This is a genomic window from Nocardioides sp. (assembly GCF_036374615.1).
Taxonomy (GTDB): Bacteria; Actinomycetota; Actinomycetes; order Propionibacteriales; family Nocardioidaceae; genus Nocardioides.
Genome location: NZ_DASUTK010000201.1, coordinates 1 through 19,777 on the forward strand (window position 1 = coordinate 1; position 19,777 = coordinate 19,777).

At 72.2% G+C, this 19,777-nt stretch carries 17 protein-coding genes; 5 read left to right on the forward strand and 12 right to left on the reverse strand.

What is annotated here, in order from left to right; translation table 11 throughout:
• The coding region (locus VFZ39_RS15595) for a DNA polymerase ligase N-terminal domain-containing protein (protein WP_330866702.1) at window positions 1-616 on the reverse strand (616 nt) is incomplete at its 3' end.
• Window positions 617-661: 45 nt separating this feature from the next.
• On the opposite strand from VFZ39_RS15595, the gene VFZ39_RS15600 reads away from it, so the two are divergent.
• Both VFZ39_RS15600 and VFZ39_RS15605 read left to right on the forward strand, forming a co-directional pair.
• Window positions 662-1,153, forward strand: coding sequence for a hypothetical protein (locus VFZ39_RS15600; protein ID WP_330866703.1), 492 nt, complete (start codon window positions 662-664; stop codon window positions 1,151-1,153).
• A gap of 77 nt (window positions 1,154-1,230) precedes the next feature.
• Window positions 1,231-1,926 carry a DUF6766 family protein gene (locus VFZ39_RS15605; protein WP_330866704.1) on the forward strand — a complete coding sequence of 232 codons (696 nt, stop codon included), beginning with the start codon at window positions 1,231-1,233 and terminating at the stop codon, window positions 1,924-1,926.
• Window positions 1,927-1,947: 21 nt separating this feature from the next.
• On the opposite strand, the gene VFZ39_RS15610 is transcribed toward VFZ39_RS15605, so the two are convergent.
• Genes VFZ39_RS15610 through VFZ39_RS15620 form a run of 3 tightly spaced genes read right to left on the reverse strand, consistent with a single transcriptional unit; the run spans window position 1,948 to window position 5,516 of the window.
• On the reverse strand, window positions 1,948-2,892 hold the full coding sequence (locus VFZ39_RS15610) for a DMT family transporter (RefSeq protein ID WP_330866705.1): 945 nt from the start codon (window positions 2,890-2,892) through the stop codon (window positions 1,948-1,950).
• Window positions 2,893-2,907: 15 nt separating this feature from the next.
• Window positions 2,908-4,107, reverse strand: coding sequence for an MFS transporter (locus tag VFZ39_RS15615; RefSeq protein WP_330866706.1), 1,200 nt, complete (start codon window positions 4,105-4,107; stop codon window positions 2,908-2,910).
• A 59-nt stretch (window positions 4,108-4,166) separates the two neighbouring features.
• Window positions 4,167-5,516: an NAD(P)-binding protein gene (locus VFZ39_RS15620; RefSeq protein WP_330866707.1), complete on the reverse strand. Its 1,350-nt coding sequence runs from the start codon at window positions 5,514-5,516 to the stop codon at window positions 4,167-4,169.
• 120 nt (window positions 5,517-5,636) lie between these two features.
• Between VFZ39_RS15620 and VFZ39_RS15625 the strand changes: the two genes are divergently transcribed.
• The gene (locus tag VFZ39_RS15625) at window positions 5,637-6,530 is read left to right on the forward strand and encodes a metalloregulator ArsR/SmtB family transcription factor (RefSeq protein WP_330866708.1); all 894 of its coding nucleotides are present in this window, start codon (window positions 5,637-5,639) and stop codon (window positions 6,528-6,530) included.
• 159 nt (window positions 6,531-6,689) lie between these two features.
• Here VFZ39_RS15625 and VFZ39_RS15630 read toward each other — a convergent pair whose 3' ends face one another.
• The 8 genes from VFZ39_RS15630 to VFZ39_RS15665 all read right to left on the reverse strand — a co-directional run bounded on the left by VFZ39_RS15630 (window position 6,690) and on the right by VFZ39_RS15665 (window position 14,886).
• Window positions 6,690-7,976 carry a S8/S53 family peptidase gene (locus VFZ39_RS15630; protein ID WP_330866709.1) on the reverse strand — a complete coding sequence of 429 codons (1,287 nt, stop codon included), beginning with the start codon at window positions 7,974-7,976 and terminating at the stop codon, window positions 6,690-6,692.
• Complete coding sequence (gene eccB, locus VFZ39_RS15635; protein WP_330866710.1) at window positions 7,967-9,361, reverse strand: type VII secretion protein EccB; 1,395 nt, start codon at window positions 9,359-9,361, stop codon at window positions 7,967-7,969. Before eccB ends, VFZ39_RS15630 begins: the two co-directional genes overlap by 10 nt.
• 3 nt (window positions 9,362-9,364) lie before the next feature.
• Window positions 9,365-10,714: a type VII secretion integral membrane protein EccD gene (eccD, locus tag VFZ39_RS15640; protein ID WP_330866711.1), complete on the reverse strand. Its 1,350-nt coding sequence runs from the start codon at window positions 10,712-10,714 to the stop codon at window positions 9,365-9,367.
• Between the two features lie 100 nt (window positions 10,715-10,814).
• Entirely contained in the window at window positions 10,815-12,101 is a 1,287-nt protein-coding gene (locus VFZ39_RS15645; protein WP_330866712.1) for a hypothetical protein, read from the reverse strand.
• Window positions 12,101-12,622 carry a hypothetical protein gene (locus VFZ39_RS15650; RefSeq protein ID WP_330866713.1) on the reverse strand — a complete coding sequence of 174 codons (522 nt, stop codon included), beginning with the start codon at window positions 12,620-12,622 and terminating at the stop codon, window positions 12,101-12,103. The genes VFZ39_RS15645 and VFZ39_RS15650 overlap by 1 nt, the downstream gene beginning before the upstream one ends.
• Window positions 12,623-12,717: 95 nt before the next feature.
• Entirely contained in the window at window positions 12,718-13,014 is a 297-nt protein-coding gene (locus tag VFZ39_RS15655) for a WXG100 family type VII secretion target (protein ID WP_330866714.1), read from the reverse strand.
• A gap of 31 nt (window positions 13,015-13,045) precedes the next feature.
• On the reverse strand, window positions 13,046-13,357 hold the full coding sequence (locus tag VFZ39_RS15660) for a WXG100 family type VII secretion target (protein ID WP_330866715.1): 312 nt from the start codon (window positions 13,355-13,357) through the stop codon (window positions 13,046-13,048).
• 173 nt (window positions 13,358-13,530) lie between these two features.
• Window positions 13,531-14,886: a hypothetical protein gene (locus tag VFZ39_RS15665; RefSeq protein ID WP_330866716.1), complete on the reverse strand. Its 1,356-nt coding sequence runs from the start codon at window positions 14,884-14,886 to the stop codon at window positions 13,531-13,533.
• A gap of 143 nt (window positions 14,887-15,029) precedes the next feature.
• Here VFZ39_RS15665 and VFZ39_RS15670 point away from each other — a divergent pair, with 143 nt between their 5' ends.
• Entirely contained in the window at window positions 15,030-15,662 is a 633-nt protein-coding gene (locus VFZ39_RS15670) for a hypothetical protein (RefSeq protein ID WP_330866717.1), read from the forward strand.
• A gap of 25 nt (window positions 15,663-15,687) precedes the next feature.
• Window positions 15,688-19,683: a type VII secretion protein EccCa gene (gene eccCa, locus VFZ39_RS15675; RefSeq protein WP_330866718.1), complete on the forward strand. Its 3,996-nt coding sequence runs from the start codon at window positions 15,688-15,690 to the stop codon at window positions 19,681-19,683.
• Window positions 19,684-19,777: the final 94 nt, after the last annotated feature.

Sequence of the window (19,777 nt, forward strand, 5' to 3'; positions counted from 1 at the left end):
TGGCCTCTGCTGCCGGAGCGTCGGAGCGCCACAGCCGGTCGGGGTCGGCCTGCACCTCGTCGTTGGTGCGGCCGCTGAGGACCGAGCGCGGGTGGTCCTCGGGGTCCCAGTCCTCCACCGCGTGCTCGTCGCGCTTGTGCAGCAGCATCCACTCCTCGCTGCCGTCGGAGTCGGAGGAACGGTCGTCGCGTCTGACGAGCACGAGGCGACCGCGCAGCTTGCTGCCGTGGACCTCGGCGTGGAGCTCTCCGTCACGCACCGCCGCGCCAGGGTCGTCGGTGTGGACCGGCTCCCACGTGCCGGTGTCCCACACGATGACGTCGCCACCGCCGTACTCCCTGGCCGGGATGACCCCTTCGAAGTGCAGGTACTCGACCGGGTGGTCCTCCACGTGCATCGCCAGCCGCCGCACAGCCGGGTCGAGGGTCGGCCCCTTGGGGACCGCCCAGCTGACCAGGACTCCGTCCATCTCGAACCGCAGGTCGTAGTGCAGCCGGCTGGCGCGGTGGCGCTGCACGACAAAGCGCCGACCCTCCGCTTCGGCGGCCAGTTCGCCGGCCGGCTCGGGGGTGCGCCGGAAGTCGCGCTTGTGTCGGTACACCTCCAGGTTGCCCACCACGACAGCCTGTACCCACGCCCGCCGCGCGCGAATCGGCCTGGCATGGAGGCTGGTGCCGTTCCGGAGACGACCCAGCAGCGCATGGTCGCAGGGTCGATGGGGTATCGGTCCCAGGTGACGTGGTCGGCCAAGGTCGGGTCCCGGGTCGGGTCCGCCGCGTCGTTGCTGGTGATCGCCTTGGCCAGCACGTCGTGCGGTGGCTCTCAGGACGCGTCCGTCCGTGCGGCGGCAGACGACTTCTACGAGGCGGTGGCAACCGGCGACGGCGTACGTGCCTGCGCCCTGCTCGCGCCTCGCACCAGGTCGGAGCTCGAGCAGAGCTCCGGCGACCCGTGTGCCGAGGCGATCCGGGCCGAGCGCGTGCCGCAGGTCGAGGCGCCCGAGGACGTGCGCGCATTCGGGACGATGGCTCAGGTCCGCTACGCCGCGGAGACGACGTTCCTCACCCGGTTCCAGGACGGGTGGCTCGTGGTCGCAGCCAGCTGTGTCCCAGGCCCCGCGGACGTCTACGACTGCCAGATCACCGGAGGCTGAGATGCGCACGGTGTTCGTGGGGTACCTGCTTGTCATCTGTGTCGGCCTGACACTCATGCTCGTGATGGGCCTCAGGCATGCCTGAACGTGGCGGAGGCCTGCGCACCTTCGTCCGGGAGAACTCGCTGAGCCTCTTCTTCGGAGTCACCTTCTTGGCGGCTCTGGTCGGGCAGACGTTCGCAGGGTGGCACCAGTTCAACGCCGAGCAGGTGGCCGAAGGTCTCGGGCGGCTGACGTGGTGGCAGTACGTCACGTCGGCCAGCTTCGCGGTCGACGTCTCCGAGAACTGGCAGAGCGAGTACCTGCAGTTCCTGCTCTACCTCACCGCCACCGTGTGGTTGCTGCAGCGAGGGTCGCCGGAGTCCAAGGAGCTGCACAAGGCCGGCCGCGAGTCGGCCGAGGAGCAGAAGGTCGGCGAGCATGCGAGACCTGAGTCGCCTGCCTGGGCCAGGGCGGGAGGGTGGCGGACCGCACTGTTCTCACGGTCGTTGGGACTGGTGATGGGTGCCACCTTCCTGGCTTCCTGGCTGATCCAGTCGATCGCCGGATGGGCGGCCAACAACGAGACCCGCCTCGAACGCATGCAGGACCCCATCGGCTGGCCCACCTACCTGACCGACGCCGACTTCTGGTCTCGAAGCCTGCAGAACTGGCAGTCGGAGTTCCTGGCCGTGGGGTCGATGGCCGTCCTCTCGATCTACCTGCGCGAGCGAGGCTCCCCGGAGAGCAAGCCGGTCGGTGAACCGCACAGCTCGACCGGGGTCGAGGGCTAGAGCCCCGGCCAGTTCCGTCGGTCAGTGATCGCCTCCGCGCAGGCCCGGCCTGCTGCGACGCTCGCTCTGCAAGCCCACCAGCGCGGCGACGGCCCCCACGATGACCACGGCGCCGAGCCACTGACGCGGCTCCAAGCGCTCACCGATCGAGTAGCCCGCCACGATCCCGAACACGGGGATGAGTGGCAGGAAGCACGCCGCGACCGACGCCGGGACATGACGCAGGCCGGCGAGGTACAAGGAGAAACCGAGGCCGTAGTAGAGGACTCCCGAGAGAGCCGCGCCCGCCCAGTCGCCACGATCGAGACCGGCGAGATCCCACCCGGGCCCGCCGAACAGTGCGACCACGCTGGCCAGCGTGCCCGCGAAGACCAGCGCCGTCGCGTGCTGGGCGAGCACCACCCTGAGCGAGGAGTCGTCGAGCAGGGACCGACGGATGAGGACGGTGTACACCGCGCAACAGGCGACCGAGACGAGCGTGAGCGTGATGCCGACCGTTGCACCAGCCGCACCCGGCTGGTAGACGACGAGCAGGACACCCGTCACCGCAACCGCGACCCCCGACCCGAGTGCCAGCGAGACATGCTCACGCAGCACGAGTGCGGCCAGCAGCAGGATGACGACCGGCTCCAGTGCCCAGAGTAGGACCGACATGCTGGCCGTGATCGTGGTCAGTCCGATCAGCCCCAGGGCGTACGCGACACCGGGGTTGAGGACGCCGAGCGCAGCAAGTCGGAGCCCGGACCGACCCCTAGTGACGAGCTCACCGCGCGCCGCAGCGAGGGCGAGGAGGAGAAGACAGCTGGCGGCCAGCTGGACCGGCAGCAGGGTCAGGGGCGGGACGTCGTCGACGACCTGCTTGGAGACGACGGTACCCAGACCCCAGCACGCAGCCGCAGCGACGAGGGCGGCGACGGCCGTGCCCGTCCTACGCCGGCGAGGCAGCCCGGTGGTGATGGCGTGCATGTCACACCGGCCTCATCAGGTCGGGTCGGGCCGGAACGGCGGGGTCGCGGCCACCATCAGGACCGCTCCGGCTGCGGCCACCGCTGCGAGGACGAGGAACGCCGCGCCGTACGAGCCGGTGGCACTCGCCAGCAGCGCACCGGCGAAGGGTGCAGCGGCGGACGTCGCGAGGGCGGGAGCGGTGAGGATGCCGTTGAGGCGGCCGTACGACGTGGGGCCCCACCGGTCCGTGACGGCGGTGGCGTGCACGAGCGTGTGCAGCCCGCGGGCCAGGCCGAGCAGCATCCCGAGCGTGATCACCATCCAGGCGACGGGTGGCGCAACCGCGAAGGCAGCGGTGAAGACCGCCACGGCGGCGGCCACCACGACTCCGCGCGTGGTCACGCCAGCGGAAGCCGCGAGCCGGGCGTACCCGATCCGCCCGATCACTTGGCCGACGCCACCGAGCCCGAGCACGAGGGCCGCCGTCTGAGTGCTCATCCCCTGCTCGCGCAGCATCGGCACCATGTTCACGACGACGGCGAACGCGGCCAGGGCCACCAGGGCGTTGGCGAGTGCCAGTGCCACGAAGGGTCGCGTCGTCGCCACCCGAGTCGCCGTCGTGTCGTGTCGGCTCGAAGCGGCTGGGATCGATGCGGCGGGTCGGGTCCAGCGGTGCCGAAGGCCCCACCAGTGCAGCGGCAGGGTGACCCCGACCGCGACGCTCGTCAGGACCAGGTAGGCGGTGCGCCATCCCGCCGCTGCGTCGACCGCGGCGGCCAGGGGGGCGAACACCGTGCTGGCGAGCCCGCCAGCGAGGGTGACCGCGGTCAACGCGCGCACGCGGTCCTGCCCACCCCACCGGGTCAGGGCTGCGAAGGCAGGTGGGTAGAGCGTGCCGGCCATGGCCGCGCCCACCAGCATCCACCCGGCGTAGAACCACGGCAGTGACGGCGCAGCCGCGATCGTGACCATCCCGGGAACGGCGAGCACCGTGGCCCCGATCATCACGAGCCGCGGCCCGTGAGAGTCCAGGTGCCGCCCGACCCAGACCCCGACCCCGGCGCTGACCACCAGGGCCAGCGAGAACGCCGCGGTCACCGATGTGGCGGACCAGCCGGTGTCGGCCGTGATCGACGACTGCAGGGCGGCGAAGCCGTAGTAGAGACAGCCCCACGAGACGATCTGGCTGAGGCCGAGCACGGCCACCACGCGCCGCAGGTCAGGACCGCTCAACGCGTCGGGGTGAGCGGCCACCACTGTGACCGCTCCCGTCCCAGTGGCGGCCGCGTGCGTCACTGGGGGCGCTGCCCCAGGCTGATCAGCTCCGGCTCGGCGTGCGCGGACGTCGTGCCGCAGCAGCCGGAGCCGGCCACCGCCGACGTCTCGTCGAACGCCCCCGCCCCGTTGCAGACACCCGTCTCCGGCAGCACTAGGTCGACCCGGTCGGCGGCCTCGAGATCGCCGTCGAGCGCGGCGACCACCGACCGCACCTGCTCGAAGCCGGTCATGGCGAGGAACGACGGCGCCCGGCCGTAGGACTTCATGCCGACGAGGTAGAGACCCGGCTCGGGCTGGGCGAGCTCGCGGTGCCCGTGTGGGCGGACGTCGCCGCAGGAGTGGTGGTCGGGGTGGATCTGGTCGGCGAGCACGCGAGGTGAGCCGAGCGCGGCGTCGAGATCCAGCCGCACCTCGGAGAGGAAGGACAGATCGGGCCGGAACCCCGTGACGACGATGACCTCGTCGACATCGGCGACCCGCTGGCCGTCGGAGGAGACCAGCGTGAGCCGGCCGTCGCTCTGGACCTGGACAGCCTCGGTGCGGAACTGCGTCAGCTCGCTCACCACGCCCGTGGACGCCGCCGCCTTCGCAGCCTGGCCCAGCCGACCCCGCTCCGCGAGCTGGTCGTTGTCGCCACCGCCGAACGCGTCGCCGACGTTCGGTCGTCGCAGCAGCCACGACACCCGGGTTCCCGGGTCCCGCCGGGCAAGCCGGGTGAGACCGATCATGGCGCCCTGGGCCGAGGCCCCCTTGCCTGCGAGCGCCACGTGCTTCCCGACGTACCGGGCAGCGACGTCGGGATCGGCGAAGTCGGGAGTCCCGTAGCTGATCCGGTTCCGGTTCTCGTGCTCCCCGATGGCCGGGTAGCCGTCGGCACCCAGCGGGTTGGGCAGCCGCCAGGTGCCGGAGGCGTCCACGACGCCGCTGCCCAGCAGCCGCTCCCGGCCGTGCGCGGTCGCGACGTGGACCACGAACGGGTCGGACTCCCGGCCGGAGTCGACCAACAGGTCACGCCCGGAACGACCGATCCCGATCACGCGGGCGTCGTACCGGACCTCGCCACTCGGACGGGCGCCCAGCAGCTTCGCCAACGGTTCGAGGTACGCCGAGCGCCACTCGCCTCCCGTCGGGTAGTCGTCCGCGGGCGGGGCCGCCCAGCCCTCGGCCTCGAGCAGTCGCCGAGCGACCGGGTCGACGAGCTCGCGCCACGCAGAGAACAGCCGCACGTGCGACCACTCGGCCACTGCGGCTGCGGCGTGCGGACCGGACTCGAGGACCACGAAGTCCAGCCCGCGGTCGGCGGCGTTGGCGGCGGCCGCGAGCCCGATCGGGCCGGCTCCCACGATGATCATCGGGTGGTTCACGACGGCACTCCGTTCATTGGATGTTCCTTGGCTGTTCGTTGGATCAGGTATCATCGACGGTGATCGATGTAAGCACACCCGCACTATATCGATGAAGATCGATGAATGCAAGGAGCTCCTGTGACCGAGGTCATCGCCGCCCAGCGCCAGCTGTTGCCGGTCCTGCAGCCGGAACCGGACCGGCCCGCCGGCGCTGCGCTCACGACGGCCGAGGCCGCGGACTACGCCGAGTGGTTCGGCGTGCTGGCCGACCCGACCAGGGTCCGACTGCTGCACGCGGTCTCGACGTCTCCCTCGGGATCGATGCGGGTGGGCGAGCTCGCCCGGGCGCTCGGCATCAGCCAGTCGACGTGCTCCCACCACGTCGAGCTCCTCAGGAAGGTCGGGTTCGTCGTGGTCGACAAGGTCGGCACGGCCAGCCTGGTGTCGGTCAACGCAGCGTGCTGCACCGGACTGCCCCACGCTGCGGACGTGGTGATGGGCACCTTGTCCGCACAGCCGTGCTGCCCCACCGATCTGCCGACGGACGTGACGGTGCGGCCAGTCGAGGCCGACCGTGACATGGCCGCGGTGCTCGACATCTATGCCGAGGGCCTCGCCACCCGGAACGCCACCTTCGAGACCGCGGTCCCCACGGCCGAGGAGCTGCAGGCCAAGTGGCTGCCGGGTCTGGCCTGGGTCGCCGAGCTCGACGGGTCGGTCGTCGGCTGGACGGCCGTGACCCCGGTGTCGACGCGCGAGTGCTACGCGGGGGTCGGTGAGACCTCGGTCTACGTGACGGAGCGAGCCCGCGGTCGCGGCGTCGGCACGGCGCTGCTCCACACCCAGGTCAACGAGGCGGACGCTGCCGGCATGTGGACGCTGCAGACCTCGATCTTCCCGGAGAACCGGGCCAGCCTGGCGCTGCACCGCTCGGCGGGGTACCGGACCCTCGCGGTGCGGACCCGGATCGCGCAGCTCGACGGGGTCTGGCGCGACACTGTGCTGATGGAGCGTCGCAGCGAGCGCTGCTGACCAGCCGGCCGGTTTCGAGTGGTCGTGGGCTGCGCGGGCTGCAGGATTCCCCGGCTCGCCGGGGAATCCTGCGCTCCTCGGCCTTGGCAACACCCGAGATGTGCAGGGATTCGCCGAGCGCCGTGACGGGAGGGACTCGTGAGTCGACCTGTCGATCGGTCAGTCGCTCCGCTGGCGCCGCGACAGCAGCGGTCGCGCCAGCAGCGCGACGACCAGTGCGCCGCCGGCGAGCAGTCCCCACCACCGGGCATCGTCGAGGGCCCCGGCCACCGGGTCGGGCTGCGGCGTCGGGGCGGTGACCCGGGTGGCGGCGGTCTCCGCGCGCGGCATGTCGTCGACGGCACCGGACTCGTCGGGGTCGAGCTTCCGGGTCAGTGCCTCGACCGGCTGCAGCACACCGGCGCCGGTAGCGGTGGTCGGGGCACTTGACACGCCGCTCGCCGTGGCCGTCAGCCGGGCCACGATCTGCGCGGCGTTCTCGTCGGGATAGGCGGACCGCACCAGCGCCACGACGCCCGCAGCGATGCCGGTCGCCGCCACCGAGCTGATCGGGTCGATCGCGCAGGTCGCACCGTTCGGGGCGAGCGTCACCGCGCCGTACGACGGCACCGCGACGTCGACGTCGCTGCTGAGCAGCACGGCGGCGGCGGCGTCCCCCGATCCTGCCTCGGAGGTGACCCCGCCGGCGGTGGTGGTCACCCCGAGCACGCCGTCGTACGCCGCGGGTTGCACGGTGCCGGCGGCATCCTCACCGGGCGTCGGGCCACCGCCGAAGTCCTCGAACCCCGGCTGACCCTCCGCCGGCCGGTCCCCCGTCGCGGCGACGACCACGACGTCGCGCGAGGTCAGGTCACGCATCGCGCGCTCGAGCTCGCGGCTCGGCTCGACGTCGAAGCCCATGACGACCACCCCGAGGCGCTCGGACTCGGCGTTGTCCACCAACCACCGCACGGCGGCCAGCACGTTGTCGGTGGGCACGTCGAGCGCGCCGCTCTCGAGCGGCTTCGCGTACACCCGCAGGTCGACGATCTCCGCTGCCGGGGCGACCCCGGTCGGCTGCCCGTCCTCCCGGTCGCCGCCCGCGACCAAACCGGCCAGGTTGGTTCCCTGCCCGAACACGACCGGACCGCCGACCCCGAACGCCACCCGCTCGACCACCGTGACCGGTGCCATCGGCGACGCCGACCGGTTCACGCCGGAGTCGACGATGGCGACCCTCACTCCCTCGCCGGGTGCGACACCGCGTCGCCCGAGCAGCTCAGTGGCCCGGTCGACACCGAGCAGCTCGAGCGGGACGCTCGGCGTGGTGGTCGCCGATCGCTCGGTGGCCGCGTCGACGTTCGCGCACGAGACGGCCTCCGCGGCACCGGCCGACGCCCACCCGGGTGCTGCCGGGGCGGCCAGCACCGCGACCACTCCCGCGACGGCGAGCCGGCCTAGGCGCACGGCTCGGTCCCGATCTGGGGCTCGCACAGGGCGGCGGTCCGCGACAGCGCGACCCCACCGGTGAAGAGCTCGACCCAGCTGTCGGGCACGACCGGCGGGTCGAAGCCCCCGTAGCCGAGCTGGGTGGAGGCGTCCGGATCCTCGAGCGGGTAGGCGACCCCCTTGGCGTCGACCACCAGCGGGCTGCCGCGAGTGCCGTCGCTCCACCCGCCTGAGAGGACGTAGGCGCCCGCGCCCGCGTCGACCGCGACCGATTCACCCTTCCGGCCGGTGGCCGCTGCCTCACCCTCGGGGTCCTGCACCAGGCGCACCACGGGCGGTGCACCCCGTTCGGTCACCAGCTGCGCGCAGCGCTCGCCGAACACCGGCTGGAGCGTCGTCGACGGCCACCGCGTGTCGACGACGCCGGCGTCGTCGATCTCGAGGTCGTCGACGTCGCCCTGGTACGTCGCGGACGGGGGCAGCGCGGTGGAGCCGGTGGCGACCACCAACGAGAACTCGTCGAGCTCCGCGACCGACCCGTCGTCGAGGACGACGTACGGGAGACCGTTGACCTCGAGCAGGCCGCCGGGTCGCGGCTCGCCGGAACCGGCCCCCGCGTCAGGTCTCACCCCGAGGGTGGACGGGGAGATGTCGGCTCCCTGCGGGAACAGGTTGAGCCACTCCCGGCTGACCGGGGTGACCTCGGTCGCGCCGGAGCCCACACCGAGCGCACCGAGCACCAGCTCCTGCCTGGTGGAGTCGGCGTCGGGCACCAGGTAGCGGTGGGCGCTCACGACGCCGTCGCGGTCCGGTCGGCTGGTGGCGATCAGCCAGGTCTCCTTCCCGACGCTGACGAGCAGGCCACCGTTCGCGGGAGCCGGCGAGACCAGGTCGCCCTCGCTGAGGCTGAGCCGGAGCCCGCCGCGAGCGCCGTCGGTGCAGGACGTCCAGCCGCTCTCGATCAGTCGCGACACGTCGGGCACGTCGTACGGCGCGCCGAAGATGCCGAGGTCAGCGCCGATCTCGACGTCGGCGATGTACTTCTCGGGGATCACCTTGGGCTCGACGTCGCTGCCGAGGATCAGCTTCGCGGAGGTGATGTTCAGGATCGGGTGCAGCACCGGGTCCGGGCGCGACTCGGTGATGACGAAGACCTCGGCCTCCTCCTTCGAGATCACCAGACCGGGCTGTTCCGCCCAGGCCGGGTCGACGTTGGAGGTGAAGATCCCGGCGATGGCAGCACCGGCGATGAGGAGGACGGCGAGCGCCAGGCCACCGACGATCGAGCGGCCAGGCCGCGACGGCTCGACCTCCCGGCCGCCGGGGGCACCGGAGACGAACGCGGTGACCAGGCGCCGCCTGCTGAACGAGTAGGCCTCGACCAGGTCCTTCTTCGTGGCCACCGATCAGCTCCGGATCGCGTCGAAGACGCCGGTCGCGAGGATCAGCAGCGGCGGGAGCGAGACCAGGGCGATCGTCTCGGCGACGTCGCCGAACCGGCCGCGGCGCACCGACGGCGTGGACGGCAGCAGTGTCACCGCCAGCAGCACCGCCCCGGCCGCGGCGAGCGTGACCGCGGCCGCCGGTCTCCACTCGGGATGCAGCCACAGCACCGAGACGGCGACCGTCGCCAGTCCTGCGACCCCCGCCACCAGGCCGACGAGCACCTCGGCGCCGATGCGGTACTGGCGGGTTCGGAGCATCACGACGACGCAGCACATGAGTGCGACCAGGGTGCCGAAGAGTCCGAGGCTGACGGCGAGCGGCGTGATCAGCACCAGCAGCAACCCGACGGTGCCCGACACCGCGACCAGGATCTCGTGGGCCACGCGGGCGTCCGTCCCGACCACCGCGGCGTCGACCTCCTCGGCGTCGGCCGTGATGTCGGCGACCGTGAAGAGCTGGTCGACCTTGGTCCCGGTCGCTCCCAGCGCCAGCCACGGGAACACACTGCCCGCGATCACGATCAGGACCAGGGCAGTGGTCAGGACGACGGCCGGGTCGAAGGACGCGATCTGCATGACGAGCCCGGTCGCGAGGAAGATCGCGCCGACCACGACCGGCGGCAGCATCAGGGTGCGGCCCTCATCGAGCCCGACCAGGCAGATCAACCCGGCCACCAGTGCCCCCGCCCCAGCACACGCCACGGGCAGCGCCAGCAGCTCACCGTCGGGCGCGAAGAGCAGCCCGGCGACGGCGGCATACGCCGCGCCCATCCACGCCACCGGCACCGCGGCCTCGGGCTCGCCCTGGGCGCGCGAGAGCACGATCGCTCCGGTCACGAGGGCGACCGCCACCAGCGCGGCGGACGTGGCCGCGATGCTCCCCGCCTGGATCAGCAGTGCGATCGCGCCGATCGCCAGCAGCAGGGACGCCGCCGCCATCGCGGTACGACGGCCGGCGGCCGGCTCCCAGGGCTTGAGGTCACGCTCGACGACGTCGGTCATCGCCTCGACGACGTCGTCGTAGACGCGCGGCGCCGGCTCGTCGACCCCGGCGGCGACGGTGAGCACGACGCCGTCCTCGACGCCCTGCATGGTGAGACTGGTGTCGGGAACGAGCTCGCGACCCTCCTGGGTCACCAGCCGGTAGCCGCCGTACACGGTGGCGCCGTCCAGCAGACCGACGCTGCGCGCCAGCTCAGGAAGCAGCTCGGCCACCGGGACGGCCGCGGGGAGCACCAGGTCGACCCGTCGGGTACCCGAGGTGACGGTGACCTTGACCAGGCCCGAGGCACTCGTCGGCGCCTGACTCATCGCAACCATCTCCTCGACGACACTCGCCGACCCGGAACGGACGCGGGGCATGCTACCGGCCGGCCCACCACCCGACCGGGCGGCGGGTGCTGTCGCGTGGTCAGTCGATCACGCCCGGGGCGCCGTCCTCGTCGTCGATCCAGTCCTGGTCGTCGTGGAGGTGATCGACCTGCGGGTCGCGCTCGTCCGTGCCCTGCCGGCTCCGACCGGCGGCCGCCCCGGCCGCACCTGCGCCCGCTCCTCGTCCGCCGGCACCTCGTCCTCCGGCTCCTCGTCCGCCGGCCGCGCCGGCGGCACCCCGGCCGCCGGCTCCACGTGAGCCCACGGGTCCGCGACCGGCACCCGCACCTGCACCGGCACCACGGACCGCCGCCCCGGAGCCGCGCACCGGTGTGCCACCCGAGGCCGCGCCACGACCCAGGGCACCGGGAGCAGCGCTGCGCGCGGTGCTGCCGATCGGTCGCGCTCCCGAGGCGGGAGTGGCGCCGCCGAGCGCACCGCCGGCCCGGATCGCGCCCATGCCGATCGCGCCACCCGCGAGGCCGCCGCCGATCGCGCCCGCCATGCCGCCGAACGAGCCGCTCGAGGGCGTGGTCAGGACCGTCGGGGCCCCTGGCCCGGCCTCGCCGGTGGCCGGCTCGCCGGTCACCGGGTCGTACATCGGGGGGTCGTCGACGCCGCCGGTCGGCGGGTCGTACGTCGGCGGGTCGCTCGTCCCACCGGTGGGCGGGTCGTGCGTGGCCCCGGTCGGCGGATCGTAGGTGGATGGGTCGCCGTCGGGCGGCGTGGTCGTACCTGTAGGAGGCGCGGTAGAGCCGCCGGCGCCGGGGGTGCTGCCACCGCCACCACCGCCGTGGTCCAGCGGGGGCTTGCCCTGGATCTCGCGCATGGTCGCGGTGGAGGTCTGGTTGGTCGAGTCGGCGTCCTGGATCGCGGCCATCGCAGCCTCCTCGCGAGCCGCGACCGCGCTGTTGTAGGCGGTCATCCGCGAACCGTGGGCCTTGAGCTGCTGGATCTGCTTGACCTCGTCGTCGGACCAGTCCGGCGGCGCGGGTTCGTGGAGATCGCCGTCGCGCTCGAAGCCGCTCACCACCGCCTGCGCCCGGTTGATGGCCTGCTTGGCCGAGGCGAGCGCCTCGGCCCCCTTCTTCAGCTGCTCCTGACGCTGCTTGACCTTCTCGTGCATGGCGACGAACGCCTTGTCTGCCTGGTCGGCGGTGTGCTGCCCGAGGTTCTCCCGCGCCAGCGGTCGCGCCTCCTCGATCGCCTTCGCCACGTCCTCCAGGGCCTGCGCGCCCTGGCGCCACTGGGACTCCGCGAGGAGGACCTGCCACACCCGCGAGCTCGCGAGGTGCTCACGCAGCTTCTGCTCGTTGGCGCCGGCCATCACGCATCCCCGCCTTCGGACCCGCCTTCGGACCCGCCCTCTGATCCCCCGGGCTCGCCGGCGCCTGGCGTCGAGTCCGGCTGACCGGTGAGGTTGGTCCGCTGGGCGTGGTGGTAGCTGTTCTCACCCTGGTTGAGCGCGGAGGAGGCCGCCAGCGCCTCGACGGCGGCCTGCTCCCGCTGCAGGTCGGCGGACGCCACGTCGTCGGCCGTCGTCATGCCCGTCTCGAACTGCTGCACCCCGTCGCGGTAGCCCCACAGGTCCGAGGTCACGCCGGCGATCGTGTCGGCGATGATCCGGTGCGCCGTGCGGTGCTCGTGACCGAGCTCGGTCGCGGACGGCCGCGCACCGAAGGCGTTGTCGGCGAGCTCGAGGTCGCGGAACGTGCCGCTCTCGAGCAGCTCAGCCGCGTCGACGAGCGCCTTCCGCAGCTTCTCGAGCGCGGCAGGATCGATCTCGACGGTGCCGTCGGCGACGCCCGGCGGCACCGCGTCGGGGATGTGGAAGTCGGGAGGGTACATGTGGTTCTCCGCGTGGTCGTGCGAGGGAAGGAGACGGGCCGCCGGGGCCGGCCGGAGCCGCTGAGGACACCGACCGGTCGGCCGTTACGGCACGCTCAGATGTCGAAGCTCTGGGCGCCGCGCATGTCGGCGGCGCGGTACTCGGCGTTCGACTGGTAGACGGTCTTGCTGGTCTGGTCGAGCAGGTCGCGCATCTCCTGGAGCGCCCAGTCCCACTTGGCCTTGGCCCGCTTGTAGGCCTCCTGGGCCTCGCCGGACCAGTCGCTGCGCAGCGGGGCGAGCTCACCCTCGAGCCGGTCCATCCGCTCGTCGATCTTCTTGACCGCCGCGTAGAGGTCCTCAGCCGCCTGGTCGAGGCCGGCGTGGTTGACGCGAAGTCCGTCGAGGTTCATGTCGTAAGTCTCCTTGGTCCCGTCGCTCGGATCAGAGCTTGTTCTGGAAGTTGGCGAAGTTGGCGGCCTGGGTGTCGTCGACGTTGGTGGCGTCCTTCTCGGTGCCACGCAGCGAGGCCTCGAACTCGTCGAGGGCGTCCACGACCAGCTTCTGCTTCTCGGTCCACGCCTGGTGGAGGATGAAGAAGGCCTGGCCACCGGCGCCGGCCCACTTGCCCTTGAGGCCGGCGATCTGACCGTCCAGCTCGCCGCTGAGCCGGTGGAAGTCCTGTCGAGCGGTCGACACCATGCCAGCTGCCTTGCTGAGGGTGCCCTCGCCCATTCCCATCTCGTTTGCTGCCATGTCGACTGCTCCCATTCCGTCTGCTAGTCCGTCTGCTAGTCCGTCTGCTCGTCGGTCTGCTTGTTCCGTCTGCGGCCTCGAGCCGCTCGATCTCCGACGCTGTCCGATCGTCCGCCGGCCGGATCCACCCGCCCGGGCAACCTCGTCCTACCCGGCGCACCACGCCCTAAACATCACGGCGCGATTTCCCACAGGGTGCGGAACAGTCCGCTGCTGGCCACCACGCTGGCCAGGGCCGCGGCGGCGCAGAACCCTTCGGCGACCTCGGCCCGCCGGGACCACCACACCGACCGCCAGCCGCGGCCTGTAGCCACCGCGAGCAGCACCAGCAGCAGCCCGAGCGCGATCGCGGTGCCCAGCAGGGCTGCGAGCCGCGGCTCGCTGAGCTCGCCGAGCAGCTGCCACCCGAGGCTCCCCCAACAGGCCAGGCCCGCCACGCGCAACAGGACGCGCGGCCCGGTGTGCCGGTGGCTGCGGGCCGTCAGCAGCAACGCCGCGCCCGCGAAGAAGACCAGGCAGCGCACCCCGATCCGGTCGAGCTCGGGCTCGACGCGGGTCAGCAGCAGGTACGACGAGAGGGCTGCCGCCACCGCGATCGCCGCAGCGGCCGCGGTCATGGTCCGCGTGGCACCCGAGGCCAGTCGCGCCACGGTCGACTCCGGCACCACGATCCGGCCGCGACGACCGGTCCGGCGCTCGCGGGCCGACCAGGCGGTGACCGCCAGCCGGTCGAGGTCGATGAGGTACTGGTCGCCGATGTCGACGGCGTACATGGGGACGAACCGGCCGGCCATGACGCAGACCACGAGGACCACCGACCACACGACCGCCGCAGAGAACCCCGCCAGGGCAGCGAGCCCCGCGAGGACGAACAGGCCGACGCCGCTGACCATCCACACGCGTAGCGCCTCGTCGGGCCCGGTGGCGAGCGCACGACCCACCGCTGCGGTCAGTGCGGCGGCCAGCCCGACCATGCCGATCACGAGTGGCAGCCGCTCCGGCGTCGCGTCCCACACCACGGGGAGCGCGGCCGCGGCTGCGAACGCCGGGGCCACCAGAACCCGGTGACCGGCGTACCTGCCGACGGGGGCGACCCCGACGACGACCGCGGCCGCCAGCAGTGCGACCGCGACCGAGCCGAGCTCGCCCGGTGCCTGCGTGGCGAAGGCTCCCGCGAGAAGGGCGAGGAAGCCGGCAGCCCAGAACCACGCGGCCGACCACGGATGCGGTGGTCCCTCGGGGGGCGCGGGCTGGACGTGGCGGGTGGGGGTCGACGGTCGGTGGACCGTGGTCGTCGCGACCAGCACGTCGCCGGTCTCGACGCCGGCGTCGTCCAGGGCGACGTCCGGGCGCAGCGGCTGGCCGGTGCGGGTGTAGATCAGGGGGATGGAGGCCAGGGCTGCCTGCTCGGCGTACTCACGAGCGAGGTCGACGGCTGCGGCACCCGGGGGCACGACGAGGTCGACGACACCAGCAGGGCCGTGGATGCTCACGGCGATGGTGTCGAGCCCGCCCGAGCCGGCTGTCATGCGATGTCCCCCTGGAGGTCGGTCCGCGTCGCCGTCCTGAGGGTAGTCGCTGCCCGCGGGCCGTGCGGGAGGTCCCGGTAGCCTGACCTCTCGTCGCGACCGTGCGCGCCCCCGGCGCCGAAGACCTGGACCTCGGGAGTCCCATGACCAACCACCTCCGGCGGTGCACCGCCCGCCTCGGCGCGGTGCTCCTGCTGGCAAGCCTGCTGTGCGGGTGCGGCGACGATCGCGACGCCGGCCCCGACGCAGGCGCGTCCTCGGGCTCATCCGGTTCCTCGGAGTCCGGCGAACCGGCCCAGCCGTCCGCGTCGTCGGACCCTGCGGAACCGTCGGAGACCGAGAACGGCTCGGGTGCGAGCGGTGAGGCGTTCGACGCCGGCCAGTTCACCGTGAACGGGCCCGAGGGTTGGCGGATGGGAGCGGTCACGTCACGGACGGTCCGCTTCAGCTCCGGCCAGCCGAAGAACAACGCCCAGCTCTACAAGCGTCCGCACGGGCTGGTGTTCGTCGACGTCACCGACGTGTCCGGCGAACCGACGCTCGACGCCCTGGTCGAGGAGTCCGTGCGCTCCGAGCCGCGCCTGCCCGACGGGACGATCGACGGCGAGCCTGCCTACCACCTCGCCAACCGCGATCAGGCCTTCGAGACCCAGGAGCAGCTCGGGCTGTGGCGCGACGGTCAGCAGATCCGGATCGACTTCAGCCTGATCGGCGGCAGCAAGAAGCAGCGGCAGGCGCTGGTGCAGTCTGTCCTCGACTCCTGGCAGTGGTCATGAGGCGTCGTGGCAGGGGTGACGTGACGTGAGCACGACGTTGCGGGGAGCCCGACTCGACCAACCGGAGATGCCCACCGGCAAGATCGTCCTCCAGCCGCCGCCCGAGATCGACCAGAGCGAGGGCGCCAGCGGCGTCCTGATGAACGCGATCCCGATGCTGGGATCTCTGGGCTCGATCGTGCTGGTCGCGTCGATGGCCGGCCAGCCCGGGGCGAACGCCGGGCGCAGCTACATCGCCGCCGGCATGTTCCTGTTCGCGACCCTCGGGTTCATCGTGGTGCAGCTGGACCGGCAGCGGAAGCAGCGCACCCAGCAGGTCACGGGGTCGCGCACCGAGTACCTCCGTTACCTCGCCAACATCCGCACCGTGGCGCGTGATGCTGCCCAGCAGCAGCGACAGGCCCTGACCTGGCACCATCCGGAACCGACCGCTCTCCCCGCGCTGGCCGAGGACCGGACCCGGGTCTGGGAGCACACCAGCAGCGACGAGAACTTCCTGCACGTGCGCTACGGCACGTGTACCCAACCGCTCTCGACCGAGCTGGTGCCACCGCAGAGCGCCCCGATCGACCAGGTCGACCCGGCGGCCGCCTCGGCGTTGCACCGACTGCTGGTCGTGCACAGGCTGCAGCCCGACCTGCCGGCCAGCATCGACCTGCGCGCCTTCGACCGGATCGAGGTGTGCGGCGAGGACGACCCTGCACGCTCGCTGGCCCGAGCGATGCTCTGCTCGGCCGCCGCGTTCCACGCGCCGGAGCACCTCGTGGTCGCCGTCCTCGCAGCCGAGCACAACCTGATCCACTGGGACTGGCTGAAGTGGCTGCCCCACAACCTGAGCGGCCAGGAGACCGATGCGGTCGGTCCCAAGCGGATGGTGACGACCTCGCTCGACGACCTCGCGGCCCTGCTCCCTCCGGACCTGAGCGAGCGGCCGCGCTTCGGCGCCGACGAGCGCCCCGCGACACCCCACATCCTGCTCGTCACCGACGGTGTGACGCTGCCGCCCGGCAACCACGTCGTACCACCCGACGGCCTGCACGGCGTCACCGTCCTCGACCTCCCGACCCGCTGGGACGAGCTCGAGGACTCCACGCGGCTGCGCCTGGAGCTCACCGGCGGACCGGCGGTCCGTGGGCGGGTCCCGATGCTGGCCCTGCGACTGCGCGAGGACCTCGTGAAGGCGATGGGCGACCAGTGTGACCTGGCGACGGCGGAGGCGTTCGCGCGGCGCCTGACCCCGCTCCACACCGTCACCGCCGGAGAGGTCGAGCCCAGCGGCGAGATCACCGGCCCCTCGGACTTCATGGACCTGCTCGGACTCGGCGACGTACACAGCTTCGAACCAGGAGCCGCCTGGCGGCCGCGACCCGCACGAGACCGGCTCCGGGTCCCGATCGGGCTGGGCGAGGGCGGCAGCCTGATCCACCTCGACATCAAGGAGAGCGCCCAGCAGGGCATGGGGCCGCACGGCCTGGTCATCGGCGCGACCGGGTCGGGCAAGTCGGAGTTCCTTCGGACGCTGGTGCTGGGCCTGGCGATGACGCACTCCCCCGAGCAGCTCAACCTGGTGCTGGTCGACTTCAAGGGCGGGGCGACCTTCGCCGGCATGTCGGAGATGCCGCACGTGTCGGCGGTCATCACCAACCTCGCCCAGGAGCTCACCCTCGTCGACCGGATGCAGGACGCCCTGTCGGGCGAGATGGTGCGCCGGCAGGAGCTGCTGCGCGAGGCGGGCAACTTCGCCTCGATCCGCGACTACGAGAAGGCACGTGCCGCAGGTGAGGATCTCGCGCCGATGCCGTCGCTCTTCATCGTGGTCGACGAGTTCTCCGAGATGCTCTCCGCCAAGCCGGAGTTCATCGACCTCTTCGTCGCGATCGGACGACTCGGCCGGTCCCTGGGCCTGCACCTGCTGCTCGCCTCGCAGCGGCTCGAGGAGGGCCGGCTCCGTGGCCTCGAGTCCCACCTCTCCTACCGGGTGGGGCTGCGCACGTTCAGCGCCGGCGAGTCCCGTGCGGTGCTGGGCGTGCCCGACGCCTACGAGCTCCCGCCGGTGCCTGGCCTCGGTTACCTCAAGCCCGATCCGACCAGCATGCTGCGGTTCAAGGCGGCGTACGTCTCGGGTCCGCCGTCCGGCCGGGCGCGCGTACGACGCGACGAGGGCGGGCACGTGCAGGGGATCCTCCCGTTCACCATCTCCGCGGTGACGACGCTGGCGTCGGCCGAGCCCGAGCCCGAGCCGGTGGCGGCTCCCGAGTCGCAGCCCGGCGAGCAGACGTCGCTTCTCGACGTCGCCGTCGACCGGATGACCGGGCACGGGCCGGCCGCCCACCAGGTCTGGCTGCCGCCGCTGGACGTCCCCGACACGCTCGACGACCTGCTCGGCGAGCTGACCGAGGATCCCCGGCTCGGGCTGGCGTCGCGCCGGTGGCGCGAGCTCGGCGGGATGGTCGTCCCGCTCGGCACGGTCGACCGGCCGCGCGAGCAGCGACGCGACACGCTCACGATCAACCTCAGCGGCTCCACCGGCCACGTCGCCGTGGTGGGTGGACCGCGCAGCGGGAAGAGCACGCTGCTACGGACGATCGTCACCAGCCTGTCGCTGACCACGACCCCGCTGGAGACCCAGTTCTTCGTGCTCGACTTCGGTGGCGGCACGTTCGCACCCCTGCGCCGGCTGCCGCACGTCTCCGGCGTCGGCACCCGGTCCGAGCCGGACGTCGTCCGCCGGATCCTGGCCGAGGTGCAGGGGATCGTGGATCGCCGCGAGGCGTACTTCCGCGAGCAGGGCATCGACTCCATCGAGACCTACCGGTCGCGCCGGGCGCAGGGGCGCGCCGACGACGGCTACGGCGACGTCTTCCTCGTCGTCGACGGCTGGTCCACGCTGCGGGCGGACTTCGACTCGATCGAGATGGAGATCCAGCAGCTGTCCGCACGTGGCCTGACCTTCGGGCTCCACATCGTGGCCGGCACCTCCCGGTGGGCGGACTTCCGCTCCGCGATGCGCGACGTCTTCGGCACCCGGCTTGAGCTTCGACTCGGTGACGCCATGGACTCCGAGATCGACCGCAAGGTCGCCCAGCTGGTGCCCACCGGCCGGCCGGGCCGGGGTCTGGTGCAGAGCAAGCTCCACTTCCTCGGAGCGCTCCCGCGGATCGACGGCGACGCCAGCGCCGACACCGTCGGCGACGGGGTCGACGACCTGGTCGACCGGGTGGCGAGGGCCTGGCGCGGCCCGGCCGGTCCCAAGCTGCGGCTGCTGCCGGAGCACATCGAGCTCGCCGCCGTACAGGACCAGGCGAAGCGGATGTCCCTGCCCGACCGGCGACTGCTGCTCGGTGTCAACGAGAAGGAGCTGGCGCCGGTCGGCCTCGACGCCGACGCCGAGCCGCACCTGCTGGTCTTCGGCGACGGACAGTCGGGCAAGAGCTCGGTGCTGCGGGCCTACGTCCGCGAGATCATGCGCACCCGGACCCCGAAGGAGGCGCAGATCGTCGTCGTCGACTACCGGCGGTCGCTGCTCGGCGAGGTGCCTGACGAGTACCTCCTCAACTACCTGACCTCCGCGACCCAGGCCACGCCGGTGCTGCGCGACCTCGCGGCGTACCTCGAGCAGCGGATCCCCGGCGAGGACGTGACGCCGGAGCAGCTGCGCAACCGGACCTGGTGGACCGGGGCGGAGGTGTTCATCGTGGTCGACGACTACGACCTCGTCGCGACCCAGCAGAGCTCGCCGGTCGCGGCACTCCAACCACTGATGGCCCAGGCCCGTGACACCGGGCTGCACATCGCGATCGCCCGCCGCTCCGGCGGTGCATCACGCTCGTTGTACGAGTCGGTGCTGCAGTCGATGCGGGACTTGGCGATGCCGGGACTGCTGCTGTCCGGCAGCCCCGACGAAGGGCCGCTCATCGGCACCCTCCGCCCCACCCCGGCATCCCCGGGGCGCGGTCGCCTGGTCACCCGCGACGGCGGGGCTGAGACCGTCCAGATCGCCTGGACCGACCCCGCCCTGTAGCCCCTCCTCCGCGGCGTGTGCCTGAGAGTGCGCCATGGCGCACTGTGAAGGCTCAGGACATCGCGGACAGAAGAAGTCTCATGACATCGCGGAC